Source organism: Kitasatospora sp. NPDC048296, assembly GCF_043201815.1.
Classification (GTDB): domain Bacteria; phylum Actinomycetota; class Actinomycetes; order Streptomycetales; family Streptomycetaceae; genus Kitasatospora.
The window spans coordinates 1-18,397 of sequence record NZ_JBICZB010000043.1; the positions used below are offsets into that span (position 1 = coordinate 1).

The window sequence follows — 18,397 nt, forward strand, 5'->3', positions numbered from 1 at the left end:
GGCGCGTCCGGCGCGCACCGCGGGCACGGTCGTCAAGGACGAGGGTGAGGGCGGCAAGCAGCTCGCCGCCTTCCTCGCCGACCAGAAGTTCATCTAGTCCCACCCGTCAGCGCATCCAACGATCGATCAGGAGCAACGAATCATGGCTGAGATCCTGGTTCTGGTGGACCACGCCGACGGTGTGGTCCGCAAGCCGGCCCTCGAACTGCTGACCCTGGCCCGCCGCATCGGCGAGCCGTCCGCCGTCGTCCTCGGCGCCGGTGCCGCCGCGGCCGACATCGCCGCCAAGGCCGGCGAGTACGGCGCCGCCAAGGTGTACGTCGCCGACGGCGCCGAGTTCACCGACCAGCTGGTCGTCCCCAAGGTGGACGCCCTGGCCCAGATCGCCAAGACGGTCGCCCCGGCCGCCGTCCTGGTCACCTCCTCCGGCGAGGGCAAGGAGGTCGCCGCCCGCGTCGCGCTGCGGATCGGCTCCGGCATCATCACCGACGCCGTCGACCTGGAGGCCGGCGACGGCGGTCCGGTCGCCACCCAGTCGGTGTTCGCCGCCTCCTTCCAGGTGAAGTCCAAGGTCACCAAGGGTGCCCCGGTCATCACCGTCAAGCCGAACGCCGTCGCCCCGGAGGCCGCCCCGGCCGCCGGCGCGGTCGAGAACGTGTCGGTGGAGTTCACCGGCAACGCCGCCAAGGTCACCTCGCGCACCCCGCGCGTGTCCACCGGCCGCCCCGAGCTGACCGAGGCCGCCATCGTGGTCTCCGGCGGCCGCGGTGTCGGTGCCGCCGAGGGCTTCGGCGTGGTCGAGGAGCTCGCGGACGCGCTCGGCGCGGCCGTCGGCGCCTCGCGTGCCGCCGTCGACGCCGGCTGGTACCCGCACAGCAACCAGGTCGGCCAGACCGGCAAGCAGGTCTCCCCGCAGCTCTACATCGCGGCGGGCATCTCGGGCGCCATCCAGCACCGGGCCGGCATGCAGACCTCGAAGACCATCGTGGCCGTCAACAAGGACCCCGAGGCCCCGATCTTCGAGCTGGTCGACTACGGCGTGGTCGGCGACCTCTTCGAGGTCCTGCCGCAGCTCACCGCCGAGGTGAAGGCCCGCAAGGCCTGATCCCGCGGACAGACCGCGGAGGGCGTGGCACCGGGTGCTCGGTGCCACGCCCTCCGTCGTTCGCCCCGGTCCGCAGGCGCCGGAGCGGTGGCCCGTAGAGTCGGCCCGACGGCGCGGGACACGACGGCGCACGGCATGACCGTGTTCGGCGGGTTCGGCGCGACCAGGGTGAGACGAGGACGAGGACGGAAGCATGGCACTGCTGACGGCACTTCAGGGCGACTACGGCGACGCGGCGGACGCGCTGCGGATCGACGGTCGGGCGCTCTCCCGGGAGGACCTGCTGGGCGCGGCGACCGCCGTGGCCGACCGGGTGGCCGGGGCCCCCGCGCTCGCCGTGCTCGCCCGGCCGACCGTGGAGACGGTCATCGCCGTGGTCGGCGGCCTGTTGGCGGGCGTGCCGGTGGTGCCGCTGCCGCCCGACTCGGGGCCGAAGGAGCGCGAGCACATCCTGCGCGACTCCGGCGCGGCGCTGCTCGCGCACGCCGCCGGGGAGGCCGCGCCGGAGGGCGCTTCGGTGGCGGCCCTGCCGGTCGACCCCGCCGAGCGCTCCGCCACCGGTTACGCCGAGCCGGCCGCCGACGCGACCGGCTTCGTGCTGTACACCTCGGGCACCACCGGCGCGCCCAAGGGCGCGGTGATCCGGCGGGAGGCGATCGCCGCCGACCTGGAGGCCCTGGCCTCGGCCTGGCAGTGGACCGCCGGGGACACCCTCGTGCACGGCCTGCCGCTGTTCCACGTGCACGGGCTGCTGCTCGGCGTGCTCGGCGCCCTGCGCACCGGCAGTCGGCTGGTGCACACCGGGCGGCCCACCCCGGAGGGGTACGCGGCGGCGGGCGGCAGCCTGTACTTCGGCGTGCCCACCGTCTGGTCCCGGCTGGCGGCGGACCCCGCGGCGGCCGCCCGGCTGGCCTCGGCCCGACTGCTGGTCTCCGGCAGCGCGCCGCTGCCCGTACCGGTGTTCGAGAGGCTGGCGGCGCTCACCGGGCACGCCCCGATCGAGCGCTACGGGATGACCGAGTCGCTGATCACCGTCAGCACCCGGGCGGACGGCGAACGCCGCCCCGGCAGTGTCGGACTACCGCTGGAGGGGGTGCGCACCCGGCTGGTCGGCGAGGACGGCGAGCCGCTGCCGTACGACGGGGAGAGCGTCGGTGAGCTGCAGGTTTCCGGGCCGACCCTGTTCAGCGGCTACCTCAACCGGCCGGACGCCGACGCCGAGGCCTGGACGGCGGACGGGTGGTTCCGCACCGGGGACGTCGCGGTGATCGGGCCGGACGGCTTCCACCGGATCGTCGGCCGCGCCTCGGTGGACCTGATCAAGAGCGGCGGCTACCGGATCGGCGCGGGCGAGGTGGAGGCCGCGCTGCGCGACCACCCGGCGGTCGCCGACGCGGCGGTGGTCGGCGCGCCGGACGAGGACCTCGGACAGGCGATCGTCGCGTACGTCATCCCGGACGGCGCCGTGACGGGGGAACAGCTGACGGCCTTCGTGGCTGAGCGGCTCTCGGTGCACAAGCGGCCGCGCCGGGTCGTGCTGGTACCCGAACTGCCCAGGAACGCACTGGGAAAGGTGCTGAAGAAGCAGCTGCTCGCGGAGGCCGAGGGGCGCGGATGACGGGGCGTCGGCCAGCCCCGCGGTGACTGGTGCTCATCCTGATGCCCCGTCGGTAACCACCGCCCGGGAAACCTTCCTTTGGCGCACTCCGCTGCGCGCCGTGAGCGAACGCGTGCTTAACGTGACACACAGGCAGGACTGATCTGCCGAGCGTACGGACCGGCGATCCCGGGGCCTACCGCGTGTCCGCAGCAGTTTCCGCAGCCGCCCGTCCGGCGGCCGTTCGCACCAGTGCGTTCGAAGCAGCGAAGGAAGTCAGCAGGATGACCACCGTCAACACCAGCGTGCCGGATGCCGCCGAGGTACCGACCGGGCAGCACGCCCCCGCCACCGCCGACCGCTCCGGCGGACCCGCCCGTCCCTCGCGGGCCGCGCGGGTCCGCCGGGGGATCGCGATGGCGGCCGTGGTCGCGGTCGGGACCGGGGTGATCGGCCTCGGCACCGGTGTGGGCCCCGCGGCCGCGGAGCGGGCGCCGGCGCACGCCGGGTGGGACGGCTCTCGGTACTGGTTCAAGAACGCCCAGGGCGAGTGGCGCTGGACCACCCACTACGACGTCTACCTGGCGCGGACCGGCGGGTCCTCGTCCTCCTCCGGCGCCCCGTCCTCCTCCGGCTCCTCGGCCTCGTCCCACGACGCGGTGGCGGGGGACCGCAACGTCGAGGCCGCCGTGCAGTTCGCGCTCGCCCAGGTCGGCAAGCCGTTCATGACGGCGGGCAACGGGCCGGACGGGTACGACTGCTCGGGCCTGGTACAGCAGTCCTTCCGGCGCGGCGGCATCGAGCTGCCGCGGATCGCCAACGACCAGTACGCGGCGACCACGCCGATCAGCGCGAGCCAGCTGCGCCGGGGCGACCTGCTGTTCTGGTCGCCGGACGGTACCCGGCGCGGGATCCAGCACGTGGCGATCTACCTGGGCAACAACCAGTACGTCGAGGCCGCGCGGCCCGGGACGAAGATCCGGATCTCGGGGATCAGCAAGGGGTACTACCCGGCGTACATGGGACGGCCGTAGCGGGGTCGCCGGTTCGGGCGCCAGGAGCGCCGGTGTTCGGCGCGGTGCCTATGGCGGCGGTGCCTCTGCCGGCGGTGCCCTGGCGTGCGTTCATGCGCGGGACTCCAGGGGCGGCCGGTGGCGTGCGTTCACGCGCGGGAACTCGGCCGGAGCTCAGAGGTCGGCCGGGCGGGGGAGCGCGCCGCGGGCGCCGAGCGCGGTGACGGCGAAGGCGCCGGCGGCCACGGCCGTGGCGGCCGCCTCGGCGAGGGCGGCGCCGCGGGCCAGCCCGGCGGCGAGGGCGCCGCAGAAGACGTCGCCGGCGCCGGTGGTGTCGACCACCCGTACGGCGGGCGCGGGCAGCCTGGCGAGTACCTCCCCCGTGACGACCAGGGCGCCCTCGCCGCCGAGGGTGACCACCGCCCCCTCGGAGTGGCGGGCGAGGGCGCGGGCGGCCTCGGCGACGGTCGCCGCGCCGGTGAGCTGGCGGGCCTCCACGGCGTTGGCGACCACCAGGGGTCGGCGGCCGCCGGGACCGGGGTCGGGCAGTGCCCCGGCCGGGGCGGTGTTGTGCAGCCAGCGGGTGCCGCCGTTCGGGCCCGCGGTGGGGAGGGCGGCGGCGGTGGCACGGATGCACTCCGCGGGGACCTCGTTGCTGGTGAGGACCACGTCGACCGGGAGCAGGTGGAGCCGGGCCAGGGCGGCGGTGACCTCCTCCGGGGTCAGTTCGGCGTTGGCACCCGGGACGACCACGATGCTGTTCTCGCCCGACGGGTCGACCATCACGATCGCCTGACCGGTCGGCGCATCGGGGTGCGTGAGCACGGCGCCCGTCTGGACCTCCGCGTCGCGCAGATCGGCGAGCGCCGCTTCGCCGTCGGCGTCGCGCCCGATCTTGGCGACCAGGTGGGTCGCCGCGCCCATCAGGGCCGCTGCCACCGCCTGGTTGGCGCCCTTGCCGCCGAAGCCCTGGTCGGCGGAGGTGGTCAGCACGGTCTCGCCGGGGGAGGGAAGCACGGGACAGCGGAGGATCCGGTCGGTGTTGACCGAGCCGATGACGACGACCCGGCCGGCGGGAAGCAGCTTCATCGTTCCTCTGTACGCGCCGGGGTGCGGGCGGCGCAAGGGGCACTCGCGGAGGCGGGCAGGGGAGACCGGGGAACGGGAGGGCGCAGGGGCGGCGCGCACGGCGTACGGGTGGGGCGCGCGGCGGAAGTCGGCCGGTCCGACTTCCTGTGCGCACGGCGTACTGTCAGGGGGCGGCTTTGCGGTCGAACGGTCTGCATGCCTCCCGGCCCAGGCCGCTGGCCTGGGCACATGCCTCTGTCAAGGGGCGGGCCGGGGCGCGTGGGCGGGCGCGGCGGGCAGGCATGGGGAGCGGCGTGGCGCGGGTACCACCACGGGTGGCGCTGGTTCGGTCGACGGGGGCGCTGCCCGGTGCGTACGGCATCGGGGCGAGTCGAGGGCAGGGGACGTTGTGATCGTCTGGGTCAATGGAACATTCGGGGCGGGCAAGACGAGTGCCTGCCGCGAGCTGGTGGAACTGCTGCCCGGGAGCGTGCTCTTCGATCCCGAGCTGGTGGGCCTCGGTCTGCGTCGGATGCTTCCGGCCGACCGGCTGGCGGCGGTGTCCGACTTCCAGGACCTGGCGGCCTGGCGCCGACTCGTCCCCGAGACGGCGGCCGCGCTGCTCGGCGAGGTCGGCGGCCCGCTGGTGGTCCCGATGACCCTGCTCAGAGAGGACTACCGGGACGAGATCTTCGGCGATCTCGCCGCCCACGGGATCGCGGTGCACCACTTCGTCCTGGACCCAGAAGAAACGATCCTGCGCGACCGCATCGCGCGACGCGAGGAGTGCCCGGGCGATCCGGAGGCCAGTGAGCGGGTCCGTCACTGGTGCCTGGAACACCTGCCCCGCTACCGGGCCGCCCGCCGCTGGCTGGTCGGCGACGCCCGGATGCTCGACACCAGCCGGCTCACCCCGCGCGAGACCGCGCACCGGATCGCCGAACTGGTCCGGGTCGGCGCCGCGCGCTGCCCGATCGTCCAGAGCCCCGACCCGACCGGGGACACCGTGGCCTCGGCGGTGCTGTTCTTCGACGAGCAGGACCGGGTGCTGCTGGTCGATCCGGTCTACAAGCCCGACTGGGACTTCCCCGGCGGCGTGGTCGAACGCGGCGAGGCCCCCACCGACGCCGCCCTGCGCGAGATCGCCGAGGAGCTGGGGCTGCGGCTCGACCCCGCCACCCTGCGGCTGCTCGCCGTCGACTGGGAGCCGCGCACCGGCCCGCGCCGCGGCGGCCTGCGGCTGATGTACGACGGCGGGCTGCTCGACGACGCGGGCCGGCAGAACCTGCTGCTGCAGCAGGAGGAGCTGCGCGGCTGGCGGTTCGTCACCCTGGACGAGGCGGTCGACCTGCTGCCGCCGAGCCGCTACCGGCGTCTGGCCGCGGCGCTGGAGGCGCGGCGGATCGGGGAGCTGCGGTACCTGGAGGCGGGGAGCCGGGTGGCGCTCGGGCTGGCCAGTACGGCGGACGCGGCGTAGGGCCGCGGTGGTCCGCCGGTGTGACGGCTGCGGACCGGGCCGACCTCGGTTGGCCCGGCGGGCGGTGCGGGCGTCAGGATGGGGGCATGCCCTTCACGTTCAGTCATCCCGCCGCCGTCCTGCCCCTGCTGCGTGCCGCCGGGGAACGAGGGCCCCTGGTGGCCTCGGCGCTGGTGGCCGGGTCGATGGCGCCCGATGTGCCGTTCTTCGCCGAGTCGCTGCTGCCCGGGGTCTACGAGCACGGCGGGCTGCTGCACCGCTGGTGGGCGGTGCCGACGGTCGACGTGGCGGTCGCCGCCGCGCTGGTCGCGGGGTGGCACGGGCTGCTGCGGGCGCCGCTGGTGGGGCTGCTGCCCGAGCGGTGGGCCGGCGGCGCCGAGGCGCTGACGGTCCGCCGGGCCGGTGGCGGCGGCAGCCGGGGGACGGACGCGGCGTGGTTCCTCGGGTCGGCGGCGATCGGCGCGGCCACCCACGTCGGCTGGGACGCGTTCACCCACGGCGACCGGCTGGGCGTACGGCTGCTGCCCGTACTGGAGCGGAAGGTGGCCGGGGTCCCGCTCTACGAGGCGCTGCAGTACGGGACTTCGGTGCTCGGTCTGGCCGCGATGGCCGGCTGGGCGGCGCGTACGGTGCGGGCGGTCGAGCCGGTGCGCCCCGCCGTCCGGCCTGCGGCCCGGACCAGGCGGGTGGCCGTCGCGGCGCTGGGCGCGGCGACGGCGGCCGGGGTGCTGCACCGGCTCAGCCCGCTGCGGCGGAACCTGGTCCCGGAGGTCTGCTTCGGCGCCGGGGCCGGACTCGCGGTGGGCGCGGTCGGCTACGCGGCGGTGGTGGCGGCCGCCCGCCGGTGGCGGGGCGGGCGGCCGGTGGCGGACCAGGTGGTCCGCACGGTCCCGACTGCCGTCAGGCAGAGCGCAGTTCGGCGTAGCGGCGCAGGAACAGGGCCTCGGTGAGGGCCATCCGCTCCAGCTCCTGCGGGTCGACGCTCTCGTTGACCGCGTGGATCTGGGTGGTCGGCTCCTCGACGCCGATCAGCACGATCTCGGCCTTCGGGTAGAGCGAGCGCAGGGTGTTGCAGAGCGGGATCGAGCCGCCCTCGCCGGAGGCGACCATCGGGATGCCGAAGGCCTCGGCCATGGCCTCGCCCATCGCCTCGTACGCCGGGCCGCTGGTGTCGGCGCGGAACGGGGCGCCGTTGCCCTGGCGCTCGATGGTCAGCCGGGCGCCGAGCGGGACCTGCGCCTCCAGGTGGGCGACCAGCGCGTCCTGGGCGGCGTCCGCGCTCATGCCCGGCGGGACGCGCAGGCTGACCAGCGCCTTCGCGGCGGCCTGGACGGAGGAGGTGGCGCCGATCACCGGCGGGGCGTCGATGCCGAGGACGGTGACGGACGGGCGGGCCCACAGCCGGTCGGCGATGGTGCCGGTGCCGGTCAGGGCGACGCCGTCGAGCACCTTGGCGTCGGAGCGGAACTGCTCCTCCGGGTACTGCACGCCCTCCCAGGTCTGGTCGGCGGTCAGCCCGGCGACCGCGACGTCGCCGTTCCCGTCGTGCAGCGAGGCCAGCATCCGGACCAGGCACTGCAGCGCGTCCGGGGCGGCGCCGCCGAAGGCGCCGGAGTGCAGGTTGCCGCCCAGCGTGGTGACCGAGGCCTCGACCACCGTCATGCCGCGCAGCGAGGCGGTCACGGTGGGCAGGCCGGCGGCGAAGTTGCCGGTGTCGCCGATGATGATGGCGTCGGCGGCGAGCAGCTCGGGGTGGGCCTCGGCGTAGCGCTCCAGGCCGCCGGTGCCCTGCTCCTCCGAGCCCTCCACGATGATCTTCAGGCCGACCGGGTAGGCGTCCCCGTACACCTGGCGCAGCGCCCGCAGCGCGGTCAGGTGCATCAGGATGTTGCCCTTGCAGTCGGCGGCGCCGCGCCCGTACCAGCGGCCGTCACGCTCGGTCAGTTCGAAGGCGGGGCTGGTCCAGGCGGCCTCGTCGAGCGGGGGCTGGACGTCGTAGTGCGAGTAGAGCAGGACGGTCGGGGCGCCCTCGGGGCCGGGCAGCTCGCCGTAGACGGACTGGGTGCCGTCCGGGGTGTCCAGCAGCTGGATCTTGGTCAGGCCCTCGGCGGCGAAGGCGTCGGCGACCCAGCGAGCGGCCTTCTGGCACTCCTCGACCGGGAACTGGCGCGGGTCGGCGACCGACGGGAAGGCGACCAGTTCGGTGAGGTCGGTGCGGGCACGGTCCATCAGGGACCGGACGGCGTCGGCCAGGGGCTGTGACATCGGGGCTCCGAGGGGACGGGTCCGCCCGTGGGGTGGTACGGGCGGAGGGGTCGGTTTGGGGTACCGCCGATCATAGGCGGAGGCGATTGTCGGGTGGTGCGGCGTCCGGGTGGCTGTGCGGACGCATAGGATTGCTCGACGTGACTGACTCCGGAAGCTCCGATTCCCGTAGCCCGCTCGACCGTACGACCGCGTCGGTCGGAGGCGAGGCGTCCGCGCAGGTGTCAACGGCGTCTCCGCAGGTGCCGACGGCTTCGGCGGAGGTGTCAACGGATTCGGCGGCGGTGTCAACGGCTGCGGCTGATTCGGCGGATTCGGTGGATTCGATGGCGTCGGGGGCCTCGGCGGCCTCCGCGGGACAGCTGGACGGCGTCTGGGACGTGGTGGTGGTCGGCGCCGGGCCGGCCGGGGCCTGCGCCGCGTACGCCGCCGCCGCGCGGGGCCGCCGGGTGCTGCTGCTCGACAAGGCCGAGCACCCCCGTTACAAGACCTGCGGCGGCGGCATCATCGGCCCCTCCCGGGACAGCCTGCCGCCGGACTTCGAGCTGCCGCTGCAGGACCGGGTGCACGCCGTCACCTTCGCGTACGACGGGCGGTACACCCGGACGCGTCGTTCCAAGCGGATGCTGTTCGGCCTGGTCAACCGGGACGAGTTCGACCTGCGCCTGGTGCAGGCGGCCAAGCTGGCCGGGGCGGTGGTGGTCACCGGAGTGACCGTCACCGGGGTCGAGCAGCGTGGCGGTGACCACCGGACGGCGCTGGTCACCGCGGCCGACGGACGCAGCTTCGAGGCGCGCGCGGTGGTCGGCGCGGACGGCAGCGCGAGCCGGATCGCCCGGCACGTGGGCGTCACCTTCGACCAGATCGACCTGGGCCTGGAGGCGGAGATCCCCGTCCCGCCGCAGGTCGCCGCCGACTGGTCGGGCCGGATCCACCTCGACTGGGGCCCGCTGCGCGGCAGTTACGGCTGGGTGTTCCCGAAGACCGAGTCCAGCAGCCTGACCGTCGGCGTCATCTCGGCGCGCGGCGACGGCGAGCGGACCAAGCAGTACCTCGCCGACTACATCCGGCGGCTGGGCCTGTCCGGCTTCACCCCGCAGGTCGAGTCCGGGCACCTGACCCGGTGCCGGGCCGAGGACTCGCCGCTCTCCCGCGGCCGGGTGCTGGTCGCGGGCGACGCGGCCGGGCTGCTGGAGCCGTGGACCCGTGAGGGCATCTCCTACGCGCTGCGCTCGGGCCGGCTGGCCGGTGAGTGGGCGGTGCAGATCGCGGAGGCGGGCAACGCGGCGGCGGTGCGGCGCGAGGCGCTGAACTACGCGTTCGCCGTCAAGGCCGGGCTGGGCGTGGAGATGCGCGCGGGCAAGCAGCTGCTGGGCGCCTTCGAGCGGCGGCCGTACCTGTTCCACGCGGCGGTCTGCCTGGTGCCGGCCGCCTGGCGGGCCTTCGCCCGAACCACCCAGGGGCACACGAGCTTCGCGCAGGTGCTGCGGCAGTACCGGGCGGCGCGGCGGCTGGCGGCGATGGCCTCGCGGTAACGGATCTGCTGCCGGGTGGGGCCGGCGTTCCTCCGTCCAGCGGAGTGAACGCCGGCCCCGTTCGTCGTGCGGGGTGGGCTGTTCGCCGCCCGTCACCGGCCGCCGGTCAGCTCGTCCCCGAGCACGCTGCGCCGGTACAGCACCGAGCGGCCGTGCCGGGCGCGGGTGACCAGGCCGGTGGCCGCCAGGACGGACAGGTGCTGGCTGACCGCGCCCGGGGTGACGCCGAGGCGGTAGGCGAGGTCGGTGGTCGAGGCGGGCTCGGCGAGCAGGGTCAGCAGCCGGGCTTTCGGGGCGCCGACCAGCGACTCCAGGGCCGCCGACGTCACCGGCGCGTCCGCGCCCGCGCCGCCCATGGCCGCCTGTCCGCGCGCCGGGTAGGAGATCTGCGGCTCCCGGTCCTTGCTGATCATGGTGATCGCCCCGCGCACGAAGCAGGTCGGACTGAGGACCAGCCCGCGCCCGTCCACGGCGGTCTCCACGTCCCCGTCCCCCCAGTGCCGGTTGATCGACAGTACGCCGTCCGCCCAGTGCAGCCGGTGGTCCAGGTCCGCGAACAGCGCCGCCGCGCCCTGCTGGGCGAGCACCCGCGCCCGGTAGACCAGGTCCGCCTCCAGCACCGCGCGGGCCTGCGGCCACCAGCCGGGCGCGAGGCACGCCTCCCAGTACTCCTTCAGCGCGTCGGAGATCCGTGCCAACAGCCGCGCCGGATCGGCGAGTCCGTCGTCGAGCAGGGCGGGCAGCGGCTGCCCGTGCGACAGGAAGGCCTGCTCCAGCTCGCCGCGCAGCAGCTCCGGCGGCAGCGCGCGCACGACGGCCAGCTCGGCCCGGAAGTCGCCGGCGGCTGCCGTCGGGCGGGGCGTCAGGAAGTCGGGGACCCAACGGTTCTCGGCGACCAGTGCGAGCAGCAGGTGGCGCGGTCCCAGCCGCTCGAAGGCGGGCCGGAGCTGCTCGAAGGCCCTGGTCTGGAGCGGGTAGACGCCCGGGTGGGTCCACATCCGCAGGCTGAGCACCGCCTCGTGGATCGGGGAGACGGCGAACCAGGTGGTGGCGAGGTCGGCCAGTCCGAGTGTGAAGCGGTGCACGTACGTCCCCCTCGTAAGATTCAGCCAGAGCCTAAAGGAATACCCTTGGCGGCCCGCCCGGCGGTGTGATCAGGGCATGACCACCAAGCCGGCGGAGTCCTCCGCACCGTCCTTCGCCCTGCCCTCGCACAACCCGGGCGGCCACCTCACTGCGGCTCTCCGGCGCAGACTGCACCCTGATCCGACGGTCCGTCGGCTGGCCGGGATCACCCTCGTCAACACGGTGGGCAACGGCCTGTCGTTGTCCGTCGCGGTGCTGTTCTTCACCCGGGTGCTCGGCCTGAGTGCCGCCCAGCTGGGCGGCGGGATGACCGCCGCCGGCCTGTGCGGGGTCGTCGCCAGCGTGCCGGCCGGCCGGGCCGCCGACCGCTGGGGCGCCCGGAGGGTGCTGGTGGTGCTGGTCGGGGTGGAGGCGGTCGGCACCGCCGGCTACGCGCTGGTGCACAGCTACCCGGCCTTCGTCGCACTGGCCTGCGCCGTCTCCGCCGTCGACCGGGGGTCGGCCGCCGTGCGGAACGCGCTCTACGCCGAGGTGCTGCCGGCCGATACCCGGGTGGCGGGCCGGGCCTACCTGCGGGTGGTGACCAACGTCGGCATCTGTGTGGGGACGGGGCTCGGTGCGATCGCGCTCCAGCTGGACACCCGGCCGGTCTACCTGACGGCGATCCTGGCCGATGCCGTCTCCTATGTTGCCGTTGCGGTGCTGTTCTACCGACTGTCCGTCCTGGCCGGCCCTTCGTCGGCCGAGCCCGAGGCGAAGTCCGGTACGGGGACCACGTCCGGTACGGCGAACAAGTCCGTGACGGCGACCACGCCCGGTACGGCGAACCCGTCGGATCCCGGGGGCAACGGCGTCAAGCACGGTCGACGGCGCAACCCGGCGCTGCGGGACGGCCCGTTCCTGGCCGTGACCGCGTTGTGCTCGGTCCTCGGCCTGCAGTTCGCCGTCCTGGAGGTGGGCGTTCCGCTGTGGATCGTCCAGCAGACCGACGCGCCGCGGATCACCGTCGCCGGCGCCCTGATCGTCAACACCCTGATGGTGATCGCCCTGCAGGTGCGGGCCACCCGGGGCACCGAGGAGCGGACGGCCGCCGCCCGGGCCTGCCGTCGCGCCGGACTGGTGCTGGCCGTCTCCTGCCTGGTCATCGCCTTCGCGCACGGCCTGCCCGGGATCCTCGCCGCCATGGTGGCGCTCGCGGGGATCGCGTTGCAGTCGCTGGCCGAGGTGATGGGCCAGGCGGGCGGCTGGGCGCTGAGCTACGACCTCGCGGGCGAGGGGGAGCACGGCGCCTACCAGGGCGTGTTCAACGCGGGTTCGGCGGCCACGATGATGGCCGGACCGGCGGTGGTCAGCACCGCGGTGATCGGCTTCGGGCTGGTCGGGTGGGCCGTGCTGGGCGCGGTGCTGGCGGCGGCCGGCCTGGCGATGGGCCCCGCCGTCCGGTGGGCCGGACGGCGGGAGCTGCGGCTCCGCGCGGCGTGACCGGCGGCTGCTCCGAGCGGCGTGAGCCGTCGTTACTCCCGGACCACCGCCATCGCCTCGATCTCGATCAGCACGTCCGGGCGGAACAGCGCCGCGACCTGCATGGCCGAGGCGGCCGACAGCGGCAGGTCGCCCAGGTACGCGTCGCGGGCCTCCCGGATGGCCGAGAGGTAGGCGATGTCGGTCATGAAGAAGGTGAACTTCACGACGTCGGAGAAGTCGGCCCCGGCGGCGGCCAGGCAGCGGCTCAGGTTCTCGAAGACCTGCCGCGCCTGCGCCTTGGGGTCGCCCAAGCCGACCAGGTTCCGGTGCTCGTCGAAGGCGACCTGGCCGGAGACCTGGACCAGTCGGCCGGTGCCGGTGACGACCTGGGTGTAGCCCGTCCCGGGGGCGACGCCGGGTGGCTCGGTGATGTGGGTGAGGTGCGTGGTGGTCATGGCGCATGATCGTGCGCCATCGCGCATTCGGACCGCAAGCGATTCCCCCTGGCGGCCTGCGGGTTGGCCAACTGGTCAGTCAGCGCAGCACTTCGGGCAGTTCGCGCCGGAACGGCCGGTCGGTGGCGGGAAGTTGGGCATCCGGCCCGGCCGAGCGCAGCACCACGTCCAGGATGGCGTCCGGCTCGGCTGCATAACCCCCGCTGGCCCAGGCTGCGTTGGCCTCGACCACCGTCCAGCCGTGGTCGGTGCGACCGACGTCCACCACCACCGCGCTCGGCAGCGAGGCCTGCGAGGCCGAGGCGGCCAGCACGTCGTGGGTGAAGGCCAGCACCTCGGAGCCGTCCTGCCCGAGTGGCCCGACGGACAGCTCGCCGTCCACCGCGTAGCGCGAGCCGGTCCGCACCACGCCGTCCAGGACGAACAGTCGGTACTCCGTGCGGAACCGCACCACCTCGCTCACCAGCACCGGGGTGTCACCGTCCAACAGCTCGGGCCCGGGCAGCGCGCCGCCGTCCGGGTAGACCCGGGCGGCGAACAGCTTGTCGGCCGGCGGCTTCACGAAGGCCGGCCCGTGCAGCCCGCGGGCCTCGGCCAGCGTGGTGGCGGACACCCGTCGTCCGGCCAGCGCGAGCGGCAGCCGGGCCAGCCAGTCCTCGGCCGGCTCCAGCAGGGCGAGGCCGAGCTCCCGTCCGACCGCGTCGCCGAACAGCGGCCCGCCGTACACGTGCACCGGCGCACCGAGCAGTTCGCGCGGGGCCTGCCAGGACGTCGCGGTGTGCGCCCGCAGGCCGCGCAGTCCGGCGGCGGTGCGCAGCTGGAGGCCGGTCTCGTTGATGCGCGGCGCGAGCAGCAGAACGGGGGATTCGGTGATCATGCCGCCCATGCTGCCGGGAGTGCGGCGGCCGCCACCAGCGGATTTCCGCCCGGTCACCGAGCAATCGGCGTCGGCCGGGGTGCGGTTGGCTCTGGCCGAGGGGCGGGTGGGCGTGCCAGAGTCGTCCGGGCGCGGTCCGGGCACCCCGGCCCCGCGCCCGCAGTCCGACCCACCCTCAGCCGGAAGGCAGGCCCACTCCGATGACCAGCGCAGAGCCCCTCGTTCGCGTCAGCACCGTCGATGCCGTCACCACGCTCACCCTCGACTCGCCGCACAACCGCAACGCGCTCTCCTCCCGCCTGATGTCCGAGCTGCACGCCGGACTGGCGGTCGCGGCGGCGAACCGGGACGTCCGCGCGGTGGTGCTCACCCACACCGGCAAGGTGTTCTGCGCGGGCGCGGACCTCTCCGAGGCGACCGGCGCGGACCCGACGGTCGGCCCGCGCGGCCTGGTCGAGCTGCAGAAGGCGATCGTGGACTGCACCAAGCCGGTGATCGCCGTGGTCGACGGGCACGCCCGGGCCGGCGGACTCGGCCTGATCGGCGCGGCGGACCTCGCCATCGCCGGACCGGCCGCGACCTTCGCCTTCACCGAGGTCCGGCTCGGCCTCGCGCCCGCCGTCATCTCGCTGCCGCTGCGCCCCAAGCTGGACCCGCGCGCCGCCTCCCGCTACTACCTGACCGGCGAGGTCTTCGACGCCGCCGAGGCGGCCCGGATCGGTCTGCTCACCCGGGCCGCCGAGTCCACCGAGGACACCGGAGTGGTGCTGAAGGGCCTGCTGGACGCGCTGCGCCAGGGCTCGCCGCAGGGGCTGGCCGAGTCCAAGCGGCTGGCCAACGCCGAGGTGGTGCGCTCCTTCCAGCGCGACGCGGACGAGCTGGTGCAGCTGTCGGCGCGGCTGTTCGGTTCGGCGGAGGCACAGGAGGGCATGCGGGCGTTCCTGGAGAAGCGGCCCGCTGCCTGGGTGCGCTGAGTCGGCGTACGACCGGCCGCGCCGGCTCGGGCCCGGCTGACTCGGCTCCGGACTGGCTGACTCGGCTCGGGATCGGCTGACTCGCCCGGGGTCAGCCGATCGCCGCGGTGTCCCGCCAGAGGTCGAGCAGGTCCCGGTCGCCGCTGACCTCGACCTGCCCGGCCTGCTCTGCAGGCTCCGCCTGCTCGGACCGCCCGCTCCGCTCGACCTGTTCGACCGTCAGCCGGTTCCAGAGCAGCAGGTAGAGCTGGCGGGCCGGTCCGGTGAGGGTCAGGTCGGCCGGCTCGGGGTGCTCCTCGGTGCTGACGGACAGCGGCTCGCGGGTGATGGTCAGGTGCCAGGAGCCGGGGCCGTCGGTCGTCCGGACCTGGACGGTGCGCAGGCGGTCGCTGCGCACCTTCGATCGGCTGCGGACCATGAAGCCGCGCAGCAGCTCGTCGATGCCGTCCAGGGCGAGCGCGGTGTCCACGGCCGGGCCCGGCGAGCCGGCCGCCGCGTCGGCGTCGAAGCGGTGGACGGCGGTCTCGTGCGCCTGACGCCGGGCCCAGAAGGCCAGCGGGCTGGGTGCGGGCAGGAAGCTCCAGCACTCCACCTCGGCCGGGGCCTCGGTGAGCGTCGCCACCAGGGTGGCGTGGCCCTCGCGGAACCAGTCGAGCAGTGCGGCGTCCGAGGGCGCCGGTCCGACGGCCTCCTGCTCGCCCGCCGGGTCCAGCGGTGCCCGCAGGCCCCTCGACGGGTAGGTGGCGGCCCAGCGGTGGACGTGGCCGACGTGCCGCAGCAGGTCGCCCAGCCGCCAGTCCGGGCAGGTCGGTACGGGGGCGGAGAGGTCGGTGCGGGCGGCGGCTTCGGTCAGCAGGGTGCCCTCGTGGCGCAGCGCGTCGATGTGTGCGGAGATCTCCATGGGACGGAGTCTTTCACCGCCGCCCGCCGCCGGTGGCGGATTTCGGACGGCCCTGGGGTCGGCGCGGGCGCGGCGGGTGAGGCCGGCGCGGTGGGGCAGGCGAGGCCGGTGCGGGTGAGGCGGGTGAGATCGGTACGGCTGGGGCCGGTGGGGCTGGTGTGATGTCGACCTCCCGGCGACCGGGCGGACGCTACGGGCCGGTAACGTGAGCGCATGCCGATAACCCGTTCGCTTCTCTCCGCCGTCCGGACCGGTGGCCGCCGGGCCGCCGGACGCCTCGTCCACCGGGGCTGGCGCTGGGTGCAGCGGACCGGCGCGGTCACCAACCGGAACCCGGGCCCGTACCGGTTCGGCGAGCTGGGGGACGGCACGACCCTCGCCTTCCCGCTCGGGGCGGTGTTCAACGAGCAATGGATCACCATCGGACCGTTCTCGATCATCGGTGAGCGGGTCACCATCAGCGCGGGCTTCCTGCCAGGCCTCGACCTCGGGCCGGAGCCGATCGTGCGGATCGGCGGCGGCTGCGTGATCGGACGGGACAGTCACATCGTCGGCCACCAGTCGATCGTCATCGGCGACGACGTCTGGACGGGGCCCGGCGTGTACGTGAGCGACCAGGCGCACGAGTACCGGGACACCGAGCTGCCGATCGGCAAGCAGTGGCCGCGCAACGAACCGGTGGAGATCGGCGCGGGCAGCTGGATCGGCACCGGCGCGGTGATCATGCCGGGGGCACGGATCGGGCGCAACGTGGTGGTCGCCGCGGGGGCCGTGGTACGCGGCGAGGTGCCGTCCCACTGTGTGGTCGCCGGGGCGCCCGCCAAGGTGGTGCGTCGCTGGACCGAGGAGGAGGGCTGGCAGCCGCCGCTGCGCCACGGGCCGCCCCGGCCGGTGCCGGACGGGGTGACGGCGGAGCAGCTGCGCGCTCTGGTGGGCTGGGACCTGCGGCTGCCGGGGGAGCAGGGCTGAGGGCCGTCCAGCGGTGTGCCGGCACCGGGCGGGACGTCGTCGTCGGGCCGCGGACCTGGTCCAGCCTGAACTCCTGGGTGGGGCCCACGCGTCGCTGTACCGCTGATCCCCGTTCGTCACCACGGCACCCGCGTAGCCGTTCCCGGCGGTGCGGGTGCCCGGTGTAACTAGCGCGCCGGGGAGGACTGTTCGGCGGCGCGGGCGGCGATGGCCGCGGTGATCCGCAGGAGGTCGGCCGGGCGGGACGGGTCCAGGCCGGTGAGGACGGCGATCCGGCGCAGCCGGTAGTCCACGGTGTTCGGGTGCAGGTGCAGGGCGCTCGCGGTGTGGCGACGGTTGAGGCCGCCGGCCAGGTGGGTGCGCAGGGTGGTGAGCAACTCCCCGCCGTCGGCGAGCGGTTCGAGCAGTGCGGCGAGCCGGGAGCGGGCCTGACTGGGCCGGGTCAGCTGGTACTCCAGCAGCACGTCGTCGAGTCGGTGCAGACCGGCCGGTCGGCCGAAGGCCCTTGCCACGTCCAGGACTTCGTAGGCGAGCGCGGCGGCGCCCGGCACCTCGGCCGGTACCGCGGCGGCCGCTCCGGCCAGCACGGGCGCCCCGGCGGCGCGGGCCGCGGCGGTGAGGGTGGCGGTGAGCTGCGGCCAGGGGGCTTCGGGGGCGGTGCCGTCGGCCGACTCGGGTTCCGGGTCGAGCGGGACCAGGACCAGGCCGCCCGATGGGGTGAGCGCGGTGAGCGCCGACTGCCGGGTTCGGTGGTCGAGTTCGGCGGCGAAGCGACGCAGCTTGCGGTGGGCGGCGATGGCCGGGTCGACGCCCGGGGCGTGCTCGTCCGGGTGGTCGGCGAGGGACAGGCAGAGCGCCGCGTAGCCTGCCGGAAGCCGGACGCCCGCCCGGGCGGCGGCCTCCTCGGCGGGGGTGCCGGCGAGCAGCGCGGAGAGCAGGGACTGCCGGGCGGTGGAGTGTCGGTCTCCGGCCGGGCGCCGGCCGTCCAGGTAGCCGGCGCCGGCGGCGGTGGTGGCCTGCCGGAGCTGGTCGAGCAGCTGCCGGTTGAGCACCAGCAGGTCGGCGGCGTCACCGGCGTGGGCGTCCCGGGTGACGAACTCCCAGCAGACTTCGAGCCCGAGGTGGTGGGCGAGCAGCACGGCGTCCAGCGGCAGGCCCTCCTCGGCGCGGCGCGCGGCGGCCGCCCGTACGGCGGTGAACTCCTCGGCGGGGGCGGGGAGTCCGGTGCGGACGGCGTGGGCGAGTGCGCGGATGCGGCGTTCGGTGTCCCGGGTGAGCTCGCCGGTGAGCTGCTCGCGCGGGAGGCGGCGGTAGACCGGCACGCGGTCCAGTAGGGCGGCGACCACGCCCTCGGCCAACTCGCGGACGCCGCCGAGGAGTAGTTGGTCGGCCGGGCGGCCGCCGATCACCGGTACGCGCCAGGTCGGCGTGGTTCCGGGGGTGTCCGGGGGCGTGCAGTGGGGTGCGTTGTGACCGGTCACAGAGAACACCGTCCAGGTCTGGGGAACGCCCAAGGGCCGGGCCGGAGGGGCGACCGCATGATTGAGCCACTCGGGTTACCTGTTGGTAACAAACTTCCACTGTGGAGGCAACAGTTGAGAACCCCACTTC

General features: G+C 74.9%; 16 protein-coding genes and 1 pseudogene. 10 read left to right on the forward strand and 7 right to left on the reverse strand.

What is annotated here, in order from left to right:
• The 4 genes and pseudogenes from ACGF12_RS23905 to ACGF12_RS23920 all read left to right on the forward strand — a co-directional run.
• A pseudogene (locus tag ACGF12_RS23905) lies at positions 1 to 97 on the forward strand (electron transfer flavoprotein subunit beta); the annotation flags it as partial.
• A gap of 45 nt (positions 98 to 142) precedes the next feature.
• Complete coding sequence (locus ACGF12_RS23910; protein ID WP_393033569.1) at positions 143 to 1,105, forward strand: electron transfer flavoprotein subunit alpha/FixB family protein; 963 nt, start codon at positions 143 to 145, stop codon at positions 1,103 to 1,105.
• 193 nt (positions 1,106 to 1,298) lie between these two features.
• A complete protein-coding gene (locus ACGF12_RS23915; RefSeq protein ID WP_393033572.1) occupies positions 1,299 to 2,723 on the forward strand; it encodes an acyl-CoA synthetase in 1,425 nt (474 codons plus the stop codon).
• A 263-nt stretch (positions 2,724 to 2,986) separates the two neighbouring features.
• Positions 2,987 to 3,736, forward strand: a complete 750-nt coding sequence (locus ACGF12_RS23920; RefSeq protein ID WP_393033575.1) for a C40 family peptidase — start codon at positions 2,987 to 2,989, stop codon at positions 3,734 to 3,736.
• A gap of 153 nt (positions 3,737 to 3,889) precedes the next feature.
• Here ACGF12_RS23920 and ACGF12_RS23925 read toward each other — a convergent pair whose 3' ends face one another.
• Entirely contained in the window at positions 3,890 to 4,804 is a 915-nt protein-coding gene (locus ACGF12_RS23925) for a PfkB family carbohydrate kinase (protein WP_393033578.1), read from the reverse strand.
• Positions 4,805 to 5,192: 388 nt separating this feature from the next.
• Between ACGF12_RS23925 and ACGF12_RS23930 the strand changes: the two genes are divergently transcribed.
• Together ACGF12_RS23930 and ACGF12_RS23935 are read left to right on the forward strand one after the other, a co-directional pair.
• Positions 5,193 to 6,260, forward strand: coding sequence for an NUDIX domain-containing protein (locus tag ACGF12_RS23930; protein WP_393033581.1), 1,068 nt, complete (start codon positions 5,193 to 5,195; stop codon positions 6,258 to 6,260).
• Between the two features lie 86 nt (positions 6,261 to 6,346).
• A complete protein-coding gene (locus ACGF12_RS23935) occupies positions 6,347 to 7,210 on the forward strand; it encodes a DUF4184 family protein (protein ID WP_393033584.1) in 864 nt (287 codons plus the stop codon).
• Here ACGF12_RS23935 and ACGF12_RS23940 read toward each other — a convergent pair.
• The gene (locus tag ACGF12_RS23940; protein ID WP_393033587.1) at positions 7,161 to 8,525 is read right to left on the reverse strand and encodes a dipeptidase; all 1,365 of its coding nucleotides are present in this window, start codon (positions 8,523 to 8,525) and stop codon (positions 7,161 to 7,163) included. The genes ACGF12_RS23935 and ACGF12_RS23940 overlap by 50 nt on opposite strands.
• Positions 8,526 to 8,851: 326 nt before the next feature.
• Here ACGF12_RS23940 and ACGF12_RS23945 point away from each other — a divergent pair, with 326 nt between their 5' ends.
• Positions 8,852 to 10,060, forward strand: a complete 1,209-nt coding sequence (locus ACGF12_RS23945; RefSeq protein WP_393033589.1) for a geranylgeranyl reductase family protein — start codon at positions 8,852 to 8,854, stop codon at positions 10,058 to 10,060.
• A gap of 92 nt (positions 10,061 to 10,152) precedes the next feature.
• Here the strand turns inward: ACGF12_RS23945 and ACGF12_RS23950 are convergent, their stop codons facing one another.
• A complete protein-coding gene (locus ACGF12_RS23950; protein ID WP_393033592.1) occupies positions 10,153 to 11,145 on the reverse strand; it encodes an ArsR/SmtB family transcription factor in 993 nt (330 codons plus the stop codon).
• Between the two features lie 76 nt (positions 11,146 to 11,221).
• On the opposite strand from ACGF12_RS23950, the gene ACGF12_RS23955 reads away from it, so the two are divergent.
• The gene (locus ACGF12_RS23955) at positions 11,222 to 12,628 is read left to right on the forward strand and encodes an MFS transporter (protein WP_393033595.1); all 1,407 of its coding nucleotides are present in this window, start codon (positions 11,222 to 11,224) and stop codon (positions 12,626 to 12,628) included.
• A gap of 32 nt (positions 12,629 to 12,660) precedes the next feature.
• On the opposite strand, the gene ACGF12_RS23960 is transcribed toward ACGF12_RS23955, so the two are convergent.
• Together ACGF12_RS23960 and ACGF12_RS23965 are read right to left on the reverse strand one after the other, a co-directional pair.
• Positions 12,661 to 13,065, reverse strand: a complete 405-nt coding sequence (locus ACGF12_RS23960; protein WP_393033597.1) for a RidA family protein — start codon at positions 13,063 to 13,065, stop codon at positions 12,661 to 12,663.
• 79 nt (positions 13,066 to 13,144) lie between these two features.
• Positions 13,145 to 13,942 (reverse strand): ATP-grasp domain-containing protein, encoded by a 798-nt coding sequence (locus tag ACGF12_RS23965; protein WP_393033600.1) that lies wholly within the window; start codon positions 13,940 to 13,942, stop codon positions 13,145 to 13,147.
• Positions 13,943 to 14,142: 200 nt separating this feature from the next.
• On the opposite strand from ACGF12_RS23965, the gene ACGF12_RS23970 reads away from it, so the two are divergent.
• On the forward strand, positions 14,143 to 14,916 hold the full coding sequence (locus ACGF12_RS23970; protein ID WP_393033603.1) for an enoyl-CoA hydratase family protein: 774 nt from the start codon (positions 14,143 to 14,145) through the stop codon (positions 14,914 to 14,916).
• Positions 14,917 to 15,007: 91 nt separating this feature from the next.
• Here ACGF12_RS23970 and ACGF12_RS23975 read toward each other — a convergent pair whose 3' ends face one another.
• The gene (locus tag ACGF12_RS23975; protein WP_393033605.1) at positions 15,008 to 15,817 is read right to left on the reverse strand and encodes a maleylpyruvate isomerase family mycothiol-dependent enzyme; all 810 of its coding nucleotides are present in this window, start codon (positions 15,815 to 15,817) and stop codon (positions 15,008 to 15,010) included.
• 213 nt (positions 15,818 to 16,030) lie between these two features.
• Between ACGF12_RS23975 and ACGF12_RS23980 the strand changes: the two genes are divergently transcribed.
• Positions 16,031 to 16,786, forward strand: coding sequence for an acyltransferase (locus tag ACGF12_RS23980; RefSeq protein ID WP_393033608.1), 756 nt, complete (start codon positions 16,031 to 16,033; stop codon positions 16,784 to 16,786).
• Positions 16,787 to 16,953: 167 nt separating this feature from the next.
• Here ACGF12_RS23980 and ACGF12_RS23985 read toward each other — a convergent pair whose 3' ends face one another.
• The gene (locus ACGF12_RS23985; protein WP_393033611.1) at positions 16,954 to 18,267 is read right to left on the reverse strand and encodes a PucR family transcriptional regulator; all 1,314 of its coding nucleotides are present in this window, start codon (positions 18,265 to 18,267) and stop codon (positions 16,954 to 16,956) included.
• Between the last annotated feature and the right edge of the window lie 130 nt (positions 18,268 to 18,397).

Excerpts from the sequence above, each read along its gene's own strand:
- ACGF12_RS23955 (WP_393033595.1), top strand. The coding sequence starts at position 11,222 with ATGACCACCAAGCCGGCGGAGTCCTCCGCACCGTCCTTCGCCCTGCCC.
- ACGF12_RS23980 (WP_393033608.1), top strand. The coding sequence starts at position 16,031 with ATGCCGATAACCCGTTCGCTTCTCTCCGCCGTCCGGACCGGTGGCCGC.
- ACGF12_RS23915 (WP_393033572.1), top strand. The coding sequence starts at position 1,299 with ATGGCACTGCTGACGGCACTTCAGGGCGACTACGGCGACGCGGCGGAC.
- ACGF12_RS23945 (WP_393033589.1), top strand. The coding sequence starts at position 8,852 with ATGGCGTCGGGGGCCTCGGCGGCCTCCGCGGGACAGCTGGACGGCGTC.
- ACGF12_RS23910 (WP_393033569.1), top strand. The coding sequence starts at position 143 with ATGGCTGAGATCCTGGTTCTGGTGGACCACGCCGACGGTGTGGTCCGC.
- ACGF12_RS23960 (WP_393033597.1), bottom strand. The coding sequence starts at position 13,065 with ATGACCACCACGCACCTCACCCACATCACCGAGCCACCCGGCGTCGCC.
- ACGF12_RS23935 (WP_393033584.1), top strand. The coding sequence starts at position 6,347 with ATGCCCTTCACGTTCAGTCATCCCGCCGCCGTCCTGCCCCTGCTGCGT.
- ACGF12_RS23970 (WP_393033603.1), top strand. The coding sequence starts at position 14,143 with ATGACCAGCGCAGAGCCCCTCGTTCGCGTCAGCACCGTCGATGCCGTC.
- ACGF12_RS23925 (WP_393033578.1), bottom strand. The coding sequence starts at position 4,804 with ATGAAGCTGCTTCCCGCCGGCCGGGTCGTCGTCATCGGCTCGGTCAAC.
- ACGF12_RS23965 (WP_393033600.1), bottom strand. The coding sequence starts at position 13,942 with ATGATCACCGAATCCCCCGTTCTGCTGCTCGCGCCGCGCATCAACGAG.
- ACGF12_RS23920 (WP_393033575.1), top strand. The coding sequence starts at position 2,987 with ATGACCACCGTCAACACCAGCGTGCCGGATGCCGCCGAGGTACCGACC.
- ACGF12_RS23975 (WP_393033605.1), bottom strand. The coding sequence starts at position 15,817 with ATGGAGATCTCCGCACACATCGACGCGCTGCGCCACGAGGGCACCCTG.
- ACGF12_RS23940 (WP_393033587.1), bottom strand. The coding sequence starts at position 8,525 with ATGTCACAGCCCCTGGCCGACGCCGTCCGGTCCCTGATGGACCGTGCC.